This window comes from Bacteroides intestinalis DSM 17393, from assembly GCF_000172175.1.
Classification (GTDB): Bacteria; Bacteroidota; Bacteroidia; order Bacteroidales; family Bacteroidaceae; genus Bacteroides; species Bacteroides intestinalis.
Genome location: NZ_ABJL02000006.1, coordinates 280493 through 297284, shown reverse-complemented (window position 1 = coordinate 297284; position 16792 = coordinate 280493). Strand labels below are relative to the sequence as shown.

13 protein-coding genes are annotated in these 16792 nt (G+C 41.0%); 7 read left to right on the top strand and 6 right to left on the bottom strand.

What is annotated here, in order from left to right; all coding sequences use genetic code 11:
* Positions 1-101: 101 nt before the first annotated feature.
* Complete coding sequence (locus BACINT_RS03230) at positions 102-2426, bottom strand: TonB-dependent receptor (protein WP_007660579.1); 2325 nt, start codon at positions 2424-2426, stop codon at positions 102-104.
* Between the two features lie 222 nt (positions 2427-2648).
* On the opposite strand from BACINT_RS03230, the gene BACINT_RS03225 reads away from it, so the two are divergent.
* Positions 2649-3188, top strand: coding sequence for a hypothetical protein (locus BACINT_RS03225; RefSeq protein ID WP_229107114.1), 540 nt, complete (start codon positions 2649-2651; stop codon positions 3186-3188).
* Between the two features lie 5 nt (positions 3189-3193).
* Here the strand turns inward: BACINT_RS03225 and BACINT_RS03220 are convergent, their stop codons facing one another.
* Entirely contained in the window at positions 3194-4126 is a 933-nt protein-coding gene (locus BACINT_RS03220; protein ID WP_007660577.1) for a helix-hairpin-helix domain-containing protein, read from the bottom strand.
* Between the two features lie 3 nt (positions 4127-4129).
* Positions 4130-5500, bottom strand: coding sequence for a sodium-dependent transporter (locus BACINT_RS03215; RefSeq protein WP_007660576.1), 1371 nt, complete (start codon positions 5498-5500; stop codon positions 4130-4132).
* Positions 5501-5604: 104 nt separating this feature from the next.
* Here BACINT_RS03215 and BACINT_RS03210 point away from each other — a divergent pair, with 104 nt between their 5' ends.
* Positions 5605-5997 (top strand): VanZ family protein, encoded by a 393-nt coding sequence (locus BACINT_RS03210; protein ID WP_007660575.1) that lies wholly within the window; start codon positions 5605-5607, stop codon positions 5995-5997.
* 11 nt (positions 5998-6008) lie between these two features.
* On the opposite strand, the gene BACINT_RS03205 is transcribed toward BACINT_RS03210, so the two are convergent.
* The 3 genes from BACINT_RS03205 to BACINT_RS03195 all read right to left on the bottom strand — a co-directional run bounded on the left by BACINT_RS03205 (position 6009) and on the right by BACINT_RS03195 (position 11475).
* Entirely contained in the window at positions 6009-7307 is a 1299-nt protein-coding gene (locus BACINT_RS03205; RefSeq protein ID WP_007660574.1) for a UDP-N-acetylmuramoyl-tripeptide--D-alanyl-D-alanine ligase, read from the bottom strand.
* 101 nt (positions 7308-7408) lie between these two features.
* Complete coding sequence (locus BACINT_RS03200; protein ID WP_007660573.1) at positions 7409-9358, bottom strand: tetratricopeptide repeat-containing sensor histidine kinase; 1950 nt, start codon at positions 9356-9358, stop codon at positions 7409-7411.
* Between the two features lie 149 nt (positions 9359-9507).
* The gene (locus BACINT_RS03195; RefSeq protein ID WP_007660572.1) at positions 9508-11475 is read right to left on the bottom strand and encodes a tetratricopeptide repeat-containing sensor histidine kinase; all 1968 of its coding nucleotides are present in this window, start codon (positions 11473-11475) and stop codon (positions 9508-9510) included.
* 125 nt (positions 11476-11600) lie between these two features.
* Between BACINT_RS03195 and folP the strand changes: the two genes are divergently transcribed.
* The 5 genes from folP (at position 11601) to BACINT_RS03170 (ending at position 16791) form a co-directional block, all read left to right on the top strand.
* Complete coding sequence (gene folP, locus BACINT_RS03190; protein ID WP_007660571.1) at positions 11601-12467, top strand: dihydropteroate synthase; 867 nt, start codon at positions 11601-11603, stop codon at positions 12465-12467.
* A gap of 59 nt (positions 12468-12526) precedes the next feature.
* Positions 12527-13291 (top strand): diadenylate cyclase CdaA, encoded by a 765-nt coding sequence (cdaA, locus tag BACINT_RS03185; protein WP_007660570.1) that lies wholly within the window; start codon positions 12527-12529, stop codon positions 13289-13291.
* A gap of 98 nt (positions 13292-13389) precedes the next feature.
* Positions 13390-14928: a TldD/PmbA family protein gene (locus BACINT_RS03180; RefSeq protein WP_044154688.1), complete on the top strand. Its 1539-nt coding sequence runs from the start codon at positions 13390-13392 to the stop codon at positions 14926-14928.
* Entirely contained in the window at positions 14928-16247 is a 1320-nt protein-coding gene (locus BACINT_RS03175) for a TldD/PmbA family protein (protein ID WP_007660568.1), read from the top strand. Before BACINT_RS03180 ends, BACINT_RS03175 begins: the two co-directional genes overlap by 1 nt.
* A gap of 79 nt (positions 16248-16326) precedes the next feature.
* Entirely contained in the window at positions 16327-16791 is a 465-nt protein-coding gene (locus BACINT_RS03170) for a cupin domain-containing protein (RefSeq protein WP_007217031.1), read from the top strand.
* Position 16792 lies beyond the last annotated feature (1 nt).

Genomic DNA, 16792 nt, shown 5'->3' with positions numbered 1-16792 from the left:
TAGAAAATTATATGGTTTACATGGATTTTTTTATTAATCCTTGTAAACCATATAATTTTTGTTCGAAAAAACTTTCTTGTGATGGTTGTCTGTAATGTCTGTTATTTTCCCGTACTCATTACTCCTGAGTCATTATCGCTATTGTTTACTTTTCTTTGTGTTACTTTGAACTTACGTCCGAAAGAGAAATTATAGGATAAGCTGACCATAAACATACGTGAGCTTTCCTTAATATAGCTTTTAGTTTTGTATGAGGCAAATTGATTCCAATTTTCATTCTCTACTTTATAATTATCAGTGAATGGGTTGAAGGCACCTACACCTAAACGGAGATCTTTATATTTATAATATAGACCTAATATCTGGATGTTTTCTCCTCCTGAAAGGGTCTCTCCCCAAAAGTTGTTCCAATTGGTATTGATTTGCCAGAATAAGGAGAATCGTTTGTAATTGAATGAAGCTTGTCCTTCGTAATACCAGTTGGTATAAGTGTGAGAGTAATTGTTTCCATGACTCATATAATGATTGACTCCTCCTGTGAATGAAAGTTGCAGCATATCCCATAGTGGCCCTACGCGGAGCATCAGACGTCCGGATAACTTTTGCCAGTCTTTCTGGTTATCCCACGTTTGTACTATTTTATTGCCTTCCTGTAACTTTTCATCCATAATGGCATTGGGACGGTAATCGTATGCACCCCATAGGTTACTGTAGAAAATACCTTTTTTCCACTCATAAGTCAGTTCCGTACGATAGCACATGTACGATTTCAGGTTCGGATTACCACGGCGTATCTGGAAAGAGTCTATAGTTTGTTCTATAGCGCTCAGGTTACTCAATGAAGGAGTTGCATTGAATACTTCGGCTTTCCAACGGAGGTATGAGTTGTCAGAAAAAGTGTAATGTAACGTAGCTTTAGGGTTTACACTGTACTTTTTAGAAGAATCATCATTTCCGCTTTGGTTGTAATAGAAACGGGTTAAGCTGATTCCTAATCTGTAATCCAGTTTGTTTATCTTGCCACGGTATTCACTGAATATATAACTATTTCCCTGATTCATCTGGGTATCGTAATTATGCCCGTTCCGGTATTCGTTGTTAGAGTAAGATTGGGTATGCTGCAAACCGAAGCTCAGCGCATTACCTTTTGAAAATTGCTTTTCGTAAATGGCCTCCCCAATCAGGGAGTATTTGTCGCCCAATACATCATTGTTTATATCGGTCAGCATTTCATCGTGAAGACTTTCCTGATAGATACGGTGTGATTTTTCCCGGTTATAGGTTCCTACCAAGTTGAATACCAAAGTCTGTTTGTTTTTCAGGCTTTGTTGAAAGTAGAGATCTAAGGATGGGCGCGTCCAACTATTTTTTGTACGGTCTATCATATTTACCATATCCGTTTCATCATTTACATTATAAAGTACTCCCTGATAATCCCAATTCGGTTGATTGTTACCGCGCAGGCGGAAGGTAGCGCTGAATAAAGAATTCTGGGATGCTTGGAGACTGTAATTCACATTCAGATTTTGCATAAATAACATAGCATGACTGGGCTCTCCTTTTTCCATTCGCTGAATGGTGCTGCCATCTGCCAGGCGGAAAGTTTCTTCATTATCCCGGTACATGCCATAGAAATCCCGGGGACCCATGTAATAAGAAAGTCCGAACTCGGATTTTTTGTGGTTGACCTTACCGAATACATTGTAATTTCCCCACATAGCATTGACTCCCTGGCTAAGATCTGTGCCGAAACTTCCGCCCGTATCGGGGCGACGAACGATGTAATCGAGTACGATCTCGGCATTACCATAACGTAATCCTGGGTTGTCATGATATTCTATGCGGATAATGTCAGCTGGGCGTAAAGCCTTTATTTCATTGATATCTGCTTTTGCTCCATTGATACGTATTTGTAATTCGCCACCACCGGATATTCCGATTTCATTATTCATCGGGTTAACCTGAATGCGCGGAAGCATTAGTTCTTGTAGTAGGTTGACGCCATTGGTAGAGACTTTCATTTGTCGCTCGGAAGGGAATACCAGTTTCCGGTCCGGACGACTGATTTGGTTAGAGCCATTGATGGTTACACCTTCCAATGCTACAGCAGCATCTTCCATATGAATATCTCCCAGATCTGTATTACGCTTCACTCCATTCAGCGTAACATATTGTGTATTGTAGCCGATGCTGGAAAGTACTAATCTGTAATCTCCTGCATCTATCTTATTGAAAATGAAATTGCCGTTGTTATTAGTTGATACTCCACTTACGAATGTAGAGTCGATGGTTTGTAACACCACATTTACAAATTCTACGGCTTCGTTATCTGTGGTATTACGTATAGTACCTTTTATTTCTATCTTTTGGGCAAAGATTCCCTGTACCATGCTGCTTAACAGTATGGCTATTAATAATCTTTTCATTGTCGTTTTATGATTTTAATTCCTTATTCCAGAATGGCCAGTCCTGTTTCAGATTGTTTACTGTTGTTTAGACGAAGAAAAGGGGAGTAAGGTTGCATCCATTACTATTTTTTTATTTAGAAAAACAAACTTTTTTTAGTTCGTTTCTATAATGGGCAACTAGTATCTATGACATTTTGTTATACCTTTACCCCGATTTTTATAATTTATATAGATTACATTATGAGAAAAGTAGTTCTTACTTTAGTTACATTGGCATTTGTGTCATTTGCATATGCGCAGGATGTAACTTTCGATTCTTTCAAACGAATCGAATCGGATAAGGTGTTGAACCTGTCAGCCGATCAAATTGCAAAAATCAAGAAACTAAATAGGGAAGTTGGCCCCAAGTTTAAAGCTATCGGACAGAGTAATCTTCCTGGGTACGAAAAAGGGCAGAAGAAAAGAGCATTGGCTCTTGAACACAAAGCTGCCATTAAAGCTATTTTGTCAGAGAAGCAGGTTCAGTTATGGGAAGAGCATTACGGAAGTATGGATAATAGGAAAGGTCTGCGTGGTATCATGAAAGGTGATTATGATCATCGATTGGATCAATTGGAAGCCAATTTTGAAAAGGAAAAAGAGGCAATTGAAAATAGCTCTTTATCTAAAGACGCAAAGAAAGCTAAGGTAAAAGCTCTTAAAAATAAGTATAAACAGGAAAAAGAGCGCCTGAAGAATGAACGTGATACTGCAATAAAATCAGGAGTTTGGGAAAAGTAATTGAATCATTCAAAACAAACATAATGACCGATTCTTTCCAGGTCCGTTTCTGTAAATTCCTCATAGAGGGAGAAAGGTTTAAGGCTCGTTAGCGAGCCTTTTTTCTTGCGATATTCTACGATGGCTTTGGCTTGGTAGAAGTTAATATAGGGATGGGAGCGCAATCTGTCTACACTGATACGGTTCAGGTTGATGCGGTGGACATTTGCCGGGTCGATGCTGAACCAAGCTCGCAATTGCTGAATATTCAGGTTGATATCTTTTAGTTGTTCTATTTGGTAGAATCCACCTAATCGCTGTCGATAACCAACTATCAGACGAGCAATGCCGCTTCCGATACCTGGAATCTTTTTTAATTCAGTGGTGTCGGCGCGATTCAGATCAAGAATGGTTCCGGGTTCATACTTGATATTTTCCATCGGTACGTTTTGGGCAATGTACAATTGTGGGATGTGATGTACTGTATCTTCCGGTGGAATATGTATGTAAGGTAAAAGAGCAGAATATTGTTCTTCTGTCATCCCATATACCTTTTTAAAATCTTCCGGTTTACGGAATTTTCCACCTTTTGCCCGATAGTGCAGGATATTCTTAGCCATCCAGGCTGGCAATCCTAAGCGTCGGAATGTGATGGAATCCGCAGTGTTTGGATTGAAAGAAGCCAGGATTACAGGAGGGTTCTCTTCTTGTTTCTTATAAGTCGTGTAGTGCTTTTCACGGTGCTGTTCTTTCTCTTTCAACGAGGCTATGAATTCTTCATATTCTTGTTCGGCATCGGCTTGTATGACCATATCATCCGGAGAGATATACTCCCTTCGTTGCCAAGCAGATATAAGATACCCGGCGAGAAAAACGATACAAATAGCTGCTATGAGCATTAGGATACCTCGTTTTTCTCCCCGAGAAAAGTAAAAGTAATCTTTAAATAGATTCTGCATCTCCTACAATTTCAAGAAACCCAATTCTTTGATGAAAATGAGTGTAATTGCTATCGGAGCTATAAACTTCAATATGAATATCAGCAATTTGTAAAATTTCACTTTCAGTGTTCCGTTATTGCTTATTTCTTTCCAGACAATCTTCTTGTTCAGGTACCAGCCGGTGAAGATGGAAATACACAAACCACCCAATGGCAACATGATCTTGGCTGTGACAAAGTCGAACAGGTCGAATAAATTCAAGCCAAATATAGTATAACCCTTGCCTACACCGAGTGACAGTGAACATAAAATACCTAAGAAGATGCAACCGCCTGTAACAAAGCTTGCTGCACGTTTGCGGCTCAGATGGAATTCTTCGTGTAGATAGGCTGTTACCACTTCGTGCATGGAAATAGTGGAAGTCAGTGCGGCAACTGCCAGAAGAATATAAAACATGACTGAGAATATATAAGCTAATAAAGGTACTCCGCTAAATGCTTGTTGAAATACATTGGGCAGCGTAATGAAGATGAGGCTCGGACCTGCATCCGGCTGGATACCTACCGAGAATGCAGCGGGGAAGATGATAAGTCCTGCCAATATAGCGACGAATGTATCGATAATGCTGACACTAAAAGCGGTTTTTGTCAGATTCGTATCTTTTTTGAAATAGGATGCATAGGTACAAAGGCACCCCATTCCCAAACTTAGTGAGAAGAAAGCCTGCCCCATAGCGCTTAAGAACACATTGGCATTCACCTTATCCCATTCCGGTTTCAAGAGAAACTCGAGACCGGCACCTGAACCCGGCAATGCAATAGAACAGCCTGCCAATATAATCAACAGGATAAATAGCATTGGCATCATTATTTTGGCAGACTTCTCGATGCCTTTTTCCACCCCTTTTACGATGATAAAATGAGTGGCAAGAAGAAAGAGTACCAGCCAGATAACCGGACGCCAAGGATTAGAAGAAAATGAATTGAAGGTATTGATGTAATCGGCTGACGTTTTTCCGGCAAAGTTATCGGTAACAGCTTCACCTATAAATTCCAGTGTCCAACCGGCTACCACAGAGTAATAACTCAAAATCAGGAACCCTGCTAATACACCCATGCGTCCTATCCAGCGCCATTGTGTACCCGGTGCCAGCTTTTGGTAAGCTCCTGCTGTATTGGCACGTGAGTGTCGTCCGATAAGGAATTCGGATACCATGATAGGGATTCCTAAAATAAGTACGCATGCTAAGTAAATGAGAATAAACGCAGCACCGCCATGATTGCCAGTCTCGTAGGGAAACCGCCAGATGTTACCCAGACCGACTGCGGAACCTGCCGAAGCAAGTATGACGCCTAATTTGCTCCCAAAATTGGCTCTGTCATTTTTAGTCATAAAAAAGTAGATTTTTCTTTCATTTCGTTATTATTCTCTACTAGAACATGCAAATATAGAAAATGTTCTGTACTTTTGCGCACAAATCGTTCATAAATTGAGATATGCTATACTATATTAAAAAATATCCGGTATCGTTGCTGATTATACTGACAGTGATTTATCTGTCGTTCTTTAAACCGCCAACAACGGAATTAAGCCGAATACCGAATATTGATAAAATTGTACATATTTGTATGTATTTAGGTATGTCCGGTATGTTGTGGCTGGAATTCCTGCGAGCACATCGTAGAAATGATTCTCCTCTATGGCATGCATGGGTAGGGGCATTTGTATGCCCCGTATTATTCAGTGGAATGGTGGAGTTGTTGCAGGAATATTGTACAACTTACCGTGGCGGGGACTGGTTGGATTTTGTAGCGAATACAACAGGAGCATTCATAGCCTCGATGATAGGCTATTTTGTACTACGTCCGTGGATGGCGAAAAAACAATAAGCAGTGATCGATTATAAGTAATCAATCACTGTACTCAGTTTAATTCCGTTGGATCCTTTAATCAGGATGGTTTTTCCATGAGGTTTATTTTTTTGTAAAGCTTCGATAACTGCCGGGGCGTCCGGATAAGTCGGGAAGTCATGTCTTGCAGCAGCGAACTGTTCACCTACCAACATTACATCTTTAAAACCACATTCCGTCAGGAAGTCTACAATCTTTTGATGTTCTTTCGGACCGTCTTTTCCTAATTCCCTCATATCTCCCAATATCAGCATTTTATTGTCAATTTCCATGTTATGGAAGTTGCTGATTGAGGCTTGCATACTGGTAGGGTTCGCATTGTATGCATCAATGATTAATGTATTATCTGCCGTCTGTTTCAGTTGTGAACGATTGTTCTGCGGAGTATATTCTTTTAGAGCAGTATCTATTTTCCCCGATTCTACATCAAAGAAATGCCCGATAGTAACAGCGGCAAGTGCATTGGCGAAGTTGTATTCACCGATTAGCTGTGTCTTCACTTCATGATGCTCACCGTCTTTGCCTGCTTTCCATTCAAAAGTCAGATAAGGTGAGTTGCCCGTAACGTGTCCGTTGATGTATAATCCATCTTCACTTCCATAGGAAATCTGGTTCAATCCCCAGGCTATGTTTCTTAGATATAAGTTGTCGTGATGGATGAAGATAGTGGAATCTTTACGTTCACGAAGATAATCATATAGTTCACCTTTGGTTTTGATGACCCCTTCGAAAGAACCGAAACCTTCCAGATGCGCTTTACCTACATTCGTGATAATTCCGTAATCAGGTTCGGCAATGTCCACTAACTCCTTTATGTCACCCGGATGGCTGGCTCCCATTTCTATGATGCCGAGATCATGCTCTGCTTTCAGACGCAACAGGGTGAGAGGGACTCCTATATGATTATTCAAATTTCCTTGCGTATAAAGTATAGTGTATTTTGGGGAAAGAACAGCAGCAATCAGTTCTTTGGTAGTAGTTTTTCCATTAGTCCCTGTGATACCGATGATTCGTGTTCCTATTTGACGGCGATGGTAATTAGCCAGTTCTTGCAGAGTATGCAAACAACTATCTACCAGTATATAATGTGGATCTCCTGCAGGTGCATATTCTACTTCATCTACTATGGCGTAGTTACTTCCTGATTCCAATGCTTTAGTAGCAAAAGCGTTCCCATTGAAATTGTCACCTTTTAGTGCAATGAATAAAGAGCCTTCAGGGCAGTTGCGACTGTCGGTTGTTACACTAGTGCATTCCAGAAATATCTTGTAAAGGGCGGTGATATCCATAACTATCTCCTTTTTGAAACGTTGTTATATTCTATTGTCTAAAAACGTTGCAAAGATAGATATTCTCCGTTACGGTGGTACGTTTATAGTGAAAATGTTTTTTATTCTTTCAAAGGTAAAGTCAGGATAAAGCGGCAGCCAGTTGTATAGGTTGAGTCAATCAGAAGGCTACCTCCCATCTTTTCGGCAATCAAGCGGCTGATGGATAAACCTAATCCTGTGCCGGGGACAAATGAGTCCAATTTGGTGAAACGCTCAAACACAGCTTCTTGCTTATCTGCCGGGATGCCGATACCCGTATCGGTCACACTGAACAGGATTACTTTCTCTTCCTCACGGATATGGTATGTGAGGGTGACACTACCTTCCTGTGTGAACTTTGCCGCATTTTGTAGAAGATTCATTAATATCTGCGAAATACGGTCGGGATTTGTCTGCATGGTGAAGTTTTCACGTTCGGGGGTGAATATCAGTTGCACATCCGGTTTAAGCTTGGAGCGTACTTGGTCTATGCAGGTTTGACAGACGCCTGTGATCTCCGCAATGCTCTGTGCAGGTATCTCCCGCTCACCATCCAGATAGGAAAGGTCGAGCACGTCATTGACGAGTTGCAGAAGGCTGGTACTGTTCTGTTCAATGATATGGGCATATTCTTTAGTGTCATCGTTATCGCTGAAGTAACTGCTGAGAATTTGTGAGAAGCCTACAATGGAATTGAGCGGCGTACGTATTTCGTGACTCATGTTCTGAATGAATTCTGATTTCATGCGGCTGCCGTCTTCTGCTTGCTCTTTAGCGTATTTTAGTTCCTCCTGAGAGCAGAGTAATTCATTGTTTTTTTCGCTGAGTCGCTTTTGCGATATGCGTAGTCGCCCATTGAGGAGATGTTCGCGGTAGAAGATGATAAAGCCGAGACTTAGTAATGCAATCAGGAAAATGATGATACGTTGTTTGTTCGCCAGATCGCGTTGCTGCATTTGTTGTTGCAGTTCACTCTTTTCCAGATTTAGACGCTCTACCCCTAACATAGCGGCGAATTCTCCTGCCGTGATATTTTCATTGCTTATCTGGGCTGAGTCATTTAGAGTATAGTATTTATTATAATATTGGGCAGCTTGGGACAAATCGCCCATTTCATAGTATATTGCAGCCCGATTGAGAATGTCTTCAATATAATTTTTATCATTTTGGTGGTATACGCTGATGATATGATCCTGAACTTCCAGGGCTTTCTCGTATTGTTTGGTTGCTATATAGTATTGTTTCAGGACTCCGGCATATTCTTGCAGATTCTTCTGCACTTCTTTTTTAGCGTTGGATAAGTCTTTGGCTTTTTTTAGGTAGTCCCATGCCTGGGCATTATCGTTAATTAAAAGATAATATTGGGCGAGGCGGACATAATAATAGAATTCCTGTGTGCTGCTATAAATACAGGTAGCGCTTTTGTTGAGGCATTCGAGGGCTTCATCTGTTTTGCCTGTCAGGCTGTAGAGCCCTCCCAACATCGAGTAGGTGGTGGATAAGTTATATTTGTCCAAGCCGTATTCCAGCGTAATTTCTATTTCTTTCTTTTTATTATCGATGGCCAGGCTGTACAGTCTTTTGAGTTGATAAATGCTGCTTAGCACATTGTAGGCATTGGCAATGCCATCCATGTACTGTTCCTGTTCCGCTTCCTGCATCATCTTGTTGGCTTCATATAGTGCTATGTTGTTTTGATGTTGCTTGATGTAGTAGTTGATGAGCCGTTTGCTCCATGCGAAGTAGTAGTATTTAGGCTGATTGGTTTTCTTGGCAAAGTCCTTTACTATTTCTACATAGTGGTTGATACTGTCCGGTTGGTTGTTTTTATAATAATAATAATCGAGTTTATTACATAATGCTACCGCTTGCATACGCTGATCCCCTTGCTCTTCTGCCATAAGGAAAAGAGTATCTGACATTTGCATAACGATAGGAGAACTTACTTCAGCTTTGCAACGCATATAATAGGCATACAATGTACTGTCTACATTATATTCTTTTTGTGTGTCTCTTTGTTGCCCTTGCATTGGAAAACTGCATAAGATGCCGAGACAAAACAAAAAAATGAAAATAGGTAAAGGCGGTTTCTTTGTGTTCATTATTGGTAAAACTCTTTTTGCAAATTTAGCTTTTCTTTATTGGAATAAAAAGTTTTTATGACACTTTTTGGTGTCTATTATATAGGTAAAGTCAGTATAAAGCGACACCCATCCATATATTGGGCATCAAGTGCAAGATTACCACCCATCCTTTCCATAATGAGACGGCTGAGGGCAAGTCCTAATCCGGTACCTTTTGAAAATGTATCTAATTTGGCGAATCGTTCGAACACAAATTCTTGTTTATCCTGGGGAATGCCAATGCCGGTGTCGGTGATGCAAATCATGATTTGCTTTTGTTTGGGAAGAATGCGCCAACTAAGTGTAATACCACCTTCTTCTGTAAATTTTGCTGCGTTGTGCAGTAATTGTAATACTACCTGTCCAAGACGTGCTGGGTTTGTATACAGATAGAGTTCGTTCTGTTCAGGTTGATAAGAAAGAACGACTCCGGGTTTAACCAGGCGTTTTACGCGTTCCATCCATTGTAGACAAAGCTCATTTAGCTCACTCTTTGTGTCGATAGGGATGGTAGTGCCACTATCAAGACTGGATAATTCCAATACGTCGTCTACTAATTGAAGCAGATGGTTACTGCCTTGCTCGATGATAGTTGTATATTCTTTCGATTCTTCGTCTTCTTCAGAAATCTTGCTACTGAGTATTTGCGAGAAACCAACTATGGAATTGAGTGGTGTACGTATCTCATGGCTCATATTCTGTATGAATTCAGTTTTCATACGGCTGGCACTCTGTTCTGCATCTTTAGCACGGCGTAGAACTTTATTCAGCCGGGTTTCGCGAAAAAACATAATGCCGACAATTACTACTATGATACATAATAGAATGATAATATACCGGCGTGTTTCTAATTGTATTTCTTGATTTTTCTGTATTAACTCTTTGTTTTCCAGGTTAAGATGTTCCATTCCCAAAATGGTTGCGAACTCTCCTACAGCTATATCTTCCTGAGCACTATTCAGTGAATCACTGAGTGCAAAAGCTTTTTCATAACTCTCAATTGCTTTCTGATAGTCCTTTTTAGCAGTATAGATGGACCCACGTGTGCGATATAGTGTAGGGGTGATAAATCCATTTTGACTAAGCTTTTCAAAGGCTTGCTGGAATACATCTAGGGCTTTATCGAATTCACCGGTTTCTATGTAATAATTGGTTTCAATTTCTAGTAGATTAGTGGTGCGCTTAATACGTAATTCTGTATTCTTGCTGAAAAGTTGTGTGGTTTCTTTTAATGTTTCCCGGGCTTTGACCATATCTTGGGTGTGGATGTAATAACGGAGTAGTCCGCATAGATAAGCTCCTTGGTTTAGTTCATTACCTATATACAATTTACTTTCTTCAAGAGCTTCCCAAGCCTTTTCCGGTTCATTGGTACGGAGGTAGCAGTTACTTAATTCAAGATATTTATTTGTCAGATTATACTTATTCAGATTATATTTTAATGTGAGATCTATCAGCTTTTGGGCATATACAGTGGCTTGCTTATAGAGTTCTTTGCTCTGATAGATGCGTAATAGGGCCTGATAGCAATTCTGCATACCATCGATTTCTTCCCGGCTTTCCGATTCTTGCTGCATTTTGTTGGCTTCATAGAGAGCCAGGTTTAATTTCTTTTGTCTTGTATAGTAAGTTATGAGGCGGTTGGCCCAGGCAAAATAATAATATTGGGGCTGATTGGTTTTCCGGGCAAAGTCTTTGATGGTGTTGGTATACAATATCAGGCTGTCCTCTTGGCCTTCAAAGGACGGACTAAAATAGAAATGGTCTGTTTTGCTGGAGATGGCTACTGCCTGCATTCGTATATCACCTTTTTCTTTGGCCATAAGAAAGAGTGTATCAAGCATTTGCATGACAGATGAAGATTTGATTTCTGCCTTGCAATGTTGATAGTACACAAACAATGTACTGTCTACATGATACTTTTCTTGTTCGCTTGTTTCTTGTCCGCAAAGCTGCCACGGAATAAGCAACCAGAAAAAGAGTAAGAAGAGAGAGGATAATCTGCCCATCTTGTATATTTTCATAGTTTACTACTTTTGCCTGTTAGTTGACAATCCTGAGCAAAGTTAATTTGTTTTTTTATATTTTATAGGATTATGCTGACCTTTTTTGTTTACATTTGCAAAGTATAAACGAAAAAGGACTATCCATGGAAACATTATCTTCTAAATATATCAATGTCAACGGTTCTTTACTCGACCTTTCTGGGCCCTGCGTTATGGGAATATTGAATATTACTCCTGATTCTTTTTATGCCGGTTCACGTATGCAAACTGAAGCTGAAATAGCTGCACGGGCGCAACAGATATTGGATGAAGGTGCCGGGATTATAGATATCGGTGCATACTCTTCCCGACCGAATGCAGAAAACGTTTCTCCCCGTGAAGAGATGGAACGTTTACGTATGGGATTGGAAATCTTGCGCAAGACACACCCCGGAGCAGTTATTTCTGTTGATACTTTCAGAGCGGATGTAGCACGGATGTGTGTGGAGGAATATGGAGTGGCTATAATCAATGATATTGCTGCCGGAGAGATGGATGGGGATATGTTTCGTACAGTGGTCGAGCTGAATGTGCCTTACATTATGATGCATATGCAGGGAACTCCGCAGAATATGCAGCAACATCCGCACTACGATAATCTTCTGAAAGAGGTGTTTTTGTATTTTGCTCAGAAGGTGCAGCAGTTACGTGACCTGGGTATGAAGGATATTATTCTTGATCCTGGTTTCGGTTTCGGTAAGACGGTAGAACATAACTATGAACTTCTGGCGCATCTCGAAGAATTTCGTGTTTTTGAATTACCTTTGTTGGTAGGTATTTCCCGTAAGTCCATGATCTATCGCTTATTGGGTAACACTCCGCAGGATGCATTGAACGGAACAACGGTACTTGATACTATTTGTCTGTTGAAAGGAGCTGATATTCTCCGGGTACATGATGTACGCGAAGCCGTAGAAACGGTGAAGATTGTGGAGGCAATGCGGAAAAATAGTGATAAGGTGATAGAGTGATAAGTGATATAAGGAAAGTCACTTAGCTCATAATTCATAGATTCTAAATCATAATTCTTATGTTTTTTGATATTGGAGTAAAAGATATTATTGACGTTCTTCTGGTTGCATTTCTGCTTTACTATACGTATAAGCTGATGAAAGCTTCCGGTTCCATCAATGTGTTTACAGGTATCCTGATATTCATATTGATCTGGTTGGTAGTGTCACAGGTATTGGAGATGAAACTGCTTGGTTCCATCTTTGACAAGTTGGTGAGTGTAGGAGTAGTAGCACTTATCATCCTCTTCCAGGATGAGATACGGCGCTTTTTGCTGACGCTTGGTTCACACCAGCATGCCAGTGCTTTGGTACGTTTCTTTACAGGGAATAAGAAGGAGAGCATGCAGCACGATGAAATCATGCCGGTAGTTATGGCATGTATCAGTATGGGCAAACAGAAAGTGGGAGCCTTGATTGTGATTGAACATAACTTCCCTTTGGATGATGTGGTGCGTACGGGTGAAATTATCAATGCTGATATTAACCAGCGTCTGATAGAGAATATATTTTTTAAGAACAGCCCTTTGCATGATGGCGCAATGGTTATCAGTAAAGGTCGTATAAAGGCAGCGGGATGCATTTTGCCGGTATCGCATAATCTGGATATACCGAAGGAACTGGGATTGCGCCATCGTGCAGCGATGGGAATTTCTCAGGAATCCGATGCACTTGCTATTATTGTGTCCGAAGAAACCGGGTCCATTTCTGTAGCCTATAAAGGACAATTCCACTTACGTTTGAATGCGGAAGAATTGGAAAGCCTGTTGACAAAAGAAAATTAGTTTCGGGTGTGACAAAATAATACTAAATAACGTCTTATATACTGAAAAACAGAACTTATATAAAGAACATATTATTAGCAATCTTAAAAAAAAGAAAGATGGATAGACGGAATTTCTTACGGATGGGGAGTCTGGCAGTATTAGGTTCGCTGGCTGCTCCGTCGCTTGCCTTGCCTGATACGGTACGGGGAGCTTTGGGAGGCACGGATAACAAATCTGCTGTAGCTGCGGCTATGAACCATTTCGGTGTAACGGAGGCAGACCTGAAGAAGGTGCTGACTGCTGCACTTGAAAAAGGTGGGGATTATGCGGACCTTTATTTTGAACACTCTTTTAATAATGCTGTAGCCCTGATGGACGGCAAAGTGAACAATTGCAGTTCAAATATTGACTTCGGTATGGGTGTCCGTGTATTAGCCGGTGACCAAAGCGGTTATGCTTATGTGGAAGGTGTGACGTTGGAAGAAATGTTGCGTGCCGCACGTACGGCTGCCCGCATTGCTTCTTCCGGTAAGGCAGGAAAACCTGTTGCATTTAAGGAGAAGACGATTGAAAGAGACCGTTATTCTGTAGTTACTCCTTGGGAAGAAGTGAGTTTGAAAGAGAAAATGCCTTATCTGCAAAAACTGAATGATAAAGTCTTTGCGTTGGACAATCGTGTACGTAAGGTGCAGGCTTCTTTGAGCGACAACACAACACATGTGCTGTTCTGTAATTCAGAAGGTGTGACTTACTATGATTATCGTCCGATGGTATCCTATATGGCTTTCTGTATTATGGAAGAGAACGGACGTATGGAAAATAACTATGCCACTCGTTCCTATCGTAAAGGTTTTGAATTTATGACGGATGATATCATCGAAGTGATAGCTCGCGAAGTTGTAGACAATACAGCAATTATGTTTAAAGCCATTAAGCCTAAAGGTGGTGAACTCCCTGTGGTGATGGCATCCGGCGGTTCGGGTATTTTGTTGCACGAAGCTATCGGACATGCGTTTGAAGCTGATTTCAACCGTAAGAATGTTTCTATCTTTGCCGATCAGTTGAACAAGAAAGTATGTAATGCACATATCAGTGTGGTAGATGACGGTACGATTCCTTTCAATCGTGGTTCTGTAAACTTCGATGATGAAGGTATAGAAGGACAGAAGACTTATATCGTGAAGGATGGTGTATTGACTAGTTACCTGCACGACCGTATCAGTTCTAAACACTACGGTGTGGCTCCTACCGGAAACGGACGCCGCGATACTTTCCGTAATGTACCTATTCCTCGTATGCGTGCTACGTATATGGAAGCCGGAGATATGAAGGAAGAAGATATCATCTCTACTGTAAAGAATGGTATTTATGCACAACAATTCACCAATGGACAGGTGCAGATTGGTGCAGGTGACTTTACGTTCTTCGTAAAATTCGGTTATATGATTGAAGACGGTAAGCTGACGCAACCTATCAAAGATATCAATATTATCGGTAATGGACCCAAAGCATTGGCAGACATCACGATGGTGGCAAGCAATGACCAGATCGATAACGGTACGTGGACATGCGGTAAGGACGGACAGTCTTGTCCGGTGACCTGCGGTATGCCTTCGGCCTTAGTAAGTAAATTAACTGTAGGAGGAGAAAACTGATGATAACAGATAATAATAAAAAACTGGCTCAATGGGCGATGGATTTCGCTCTGAAGAATGGTTGCCAGGCAGCCAAAGTTGTATTGTATGCCAATTCAAACACTTCTTTTGAATTGCGCGATGCTAAGATGGATCGTCTGCAACAGGCTTCTGAAAGTGGCATGGGAATCAACGTGTATGTAGACGGACGTTACGGTAATTATTCTACCAATCGTCTGGATAAGAAAGAACTTGAAACATTTATCAAGAATGGTATTGAGTCTACCCGTTATCTGGCTCCGGATGAATTCCGTGTATTGGCAGATCCTGCCCGCTATTATACAGGTGGGAAACCCGATTTGCAGATGTTCGATGATAAGATCTTTGGCATCAATCCGGATGATAAAGTAGCTTTGGCCCGTGCTGCCGCCGGAGAAGTTATGGGTAAGAATGACCGTATCATCTCAGTAGAGACCTCATACAGTGATGGTGAAAATGCTTCTTATCGCCTGATGAGTAATGGCTTTGAGGGTGAGTCCAAATCAACCTGGTATTCAGTTTCTGCCAGTGTAGCCATCAAAGGTGAGGGTGAAGCCCGTCCGTCTGATTATTGGTATGGAAGCTCCTTGTTCTATGATAAATTGCCTAAAACAGATATCGGTTCAGTAGCACTGGAACGTGTATTGCGTAAATTGGGACAGAAGAAAGCTAAGTCTGGTAAATACACAATGGTGGTTGATCCGATAAATTCGGGACGTATGTTGAGTCCAGTATTGAGTGCTCTTTATGGTTCCTCTTTGCAGCAAAAGAACTCTTTCCTGATTGATAAACTGGATCAGAAAGTATTCTCTGATAAGCTGACTGTAATGGATGATCCGCATGTGATAGGTGCCAATGGTTCGCGTTATTTCGACAACGAAGGTGTGGCAACGGAACATCGTCCGATCTTTGAGAATGGTGTGTTGAAGACTTACTTCTTTGATACTTATAATGCCAAGAAGATGGGGGTAGCTCCTACTATTAGCGGTCCGTCACGTCTGGTACTTACTCCGGGTGATAAAGATCTTAATGGTTTGATTGCTGATGTAGCCAATGGTATCCTTGTTACCGGTTTGAATGGTGGTAACAGCAATAGCAACACAGGTGACTTCTCTTACGGTATCGAAGGATTCCTCATAGAGAACGGTAAATTGACGCAACCTGTCAATGAAATGAATGTTACCGGAAACTTCCTGACGTTGTGGAATTCGTTGGCGGCTATCGGTAATGATGCCCGTACAGATCGTAGCTGGCTGGTTCCTTCATTAGTGTTTGAAGGAGTTGACTTCAGTGGACTTTAAGAGATTCTAAATAAAAGAAATCCCGCTTTTCTATGATGTTTGTCACGGAAGAGCGGGATTGATTAATAATAATATAGGTATGAAAGCAATTGACTGGATAAATCATCTGAATATGAGTCGCCATCCTGAAGGTGGATACTACAAAGAAATATTTCGTTCCGAAAAACTGATTGATAACGATAAATCAGCCATGACCTCCATTTATTACCTGTTGGAAAATGAAGACAAATCAGCTTTCCACAGACTGACTTCCCCCGAAGTGTGGTACTACCACGCGGGATATCCCCTGATGTTACATGTGATCCATCCCGATGGTAGATTGGTTACTCACTTGATGACTGCTGACTTTTCGGGTGAACAGCAGGTTGCCATCGAACCCGGATGTTGGTTTGCTGCCGAATTGCCTTCGCATTTCGGATATGCACTGGTTAGTTGTGCCGTTGCTCCCGGTTTTACCTTCGATGATTTTGAGTTGGGTACGTTCGATCGTTTATCGAAACTTTACCCGGATCATGAAGATTTGCTAAAACGGTTGTGTCAATAAA

Coding starts and splice junctions, on each gene's coding strand:
- BACINT_RS03230 (WP_007660579.1), bottom strand. CDS start 2,426: ATGAAAAGATTATTAATAGCCATACTGTTAAGCAGCATGGTACAGGGA.
- BACINT_RS03225 (WP_229107114.1), top strand. CDS start 2,649: ATGAGAAAAGTAGTTCTTACTTTAGTTACATTGGCATTTGTGTCATTT.
- BACINT_RS03220 (WP_007660577.1), bottom strand. CDS start 4,126: ATGCAGAATCTATTTAAAGATTACTTTTACTTTTCTCGGGGAGAAAAA.
- BACINT_RS03215 (WP_007660576.1), bottom strand. CDS start 5,500: ATGACTAAAAATGACAGAGCCAATTTTGGGAGCAAATTAGGCGTCATA.
- BACINT_RS03210 (WP_007660575.1), top strand. CDS start 5,605: ATGCTATACTATATTAAAAAATATCCGGTATCGTTGCTGATTATACTG.
- BACINT_RS03205 (WP_007660574.1), bottom strand. CDS start 7,307: ATGGATATCACCGCCCTTTACAAGATATTTCTGGAATGCACTAGTGTA.
- BACINT_RS03200 (WP_007660573.1), bottom strand. CDS start 9,358: ATGCAAGGGCAACAAAGAGACACACAAAAAGAATATAATGTAGACAGT.
- BACINT_RS03195 (WP_007660572.1), bottom strand. CDS start 11,475: ATGAAAATATACAAGATGGGCAGATTATCCTCTCTCTTCTTACTCTTT.
- folP (WP_007660571.1), top strand. CDS start 11,601: ATGGAAACATTATCTTCTAAATATATCAATGTCAACGGTTCTTTACTC.
- cdaA (WP_007660570.1), top strand. CDS start 12,527: ATGTTTTTTGATATTGGAGTAAAAGATATTATTGACGTTCTTCTGGTT.
- BACINT_RS03180 (WP_044154688.1), top strand. CDS start 13,390: ATGGATAGACGGAATTTCTTACGGATGGGGAGTCTGGCAGTATTAGGT.
- BACINT_RS03175 (WP_007660568.1), top strand. CDS start 14,928: ATGATAACAGATAATAATAAAAAACTGGCTCAATGGGCGATGGATTTC.
- BACINT_RS03170 (WP_007217031.1), top strand. CDS start 16,327: ATGAAAGCAATTGACTGGATAAATCATCTGAATATGAGTCGCCATCCT.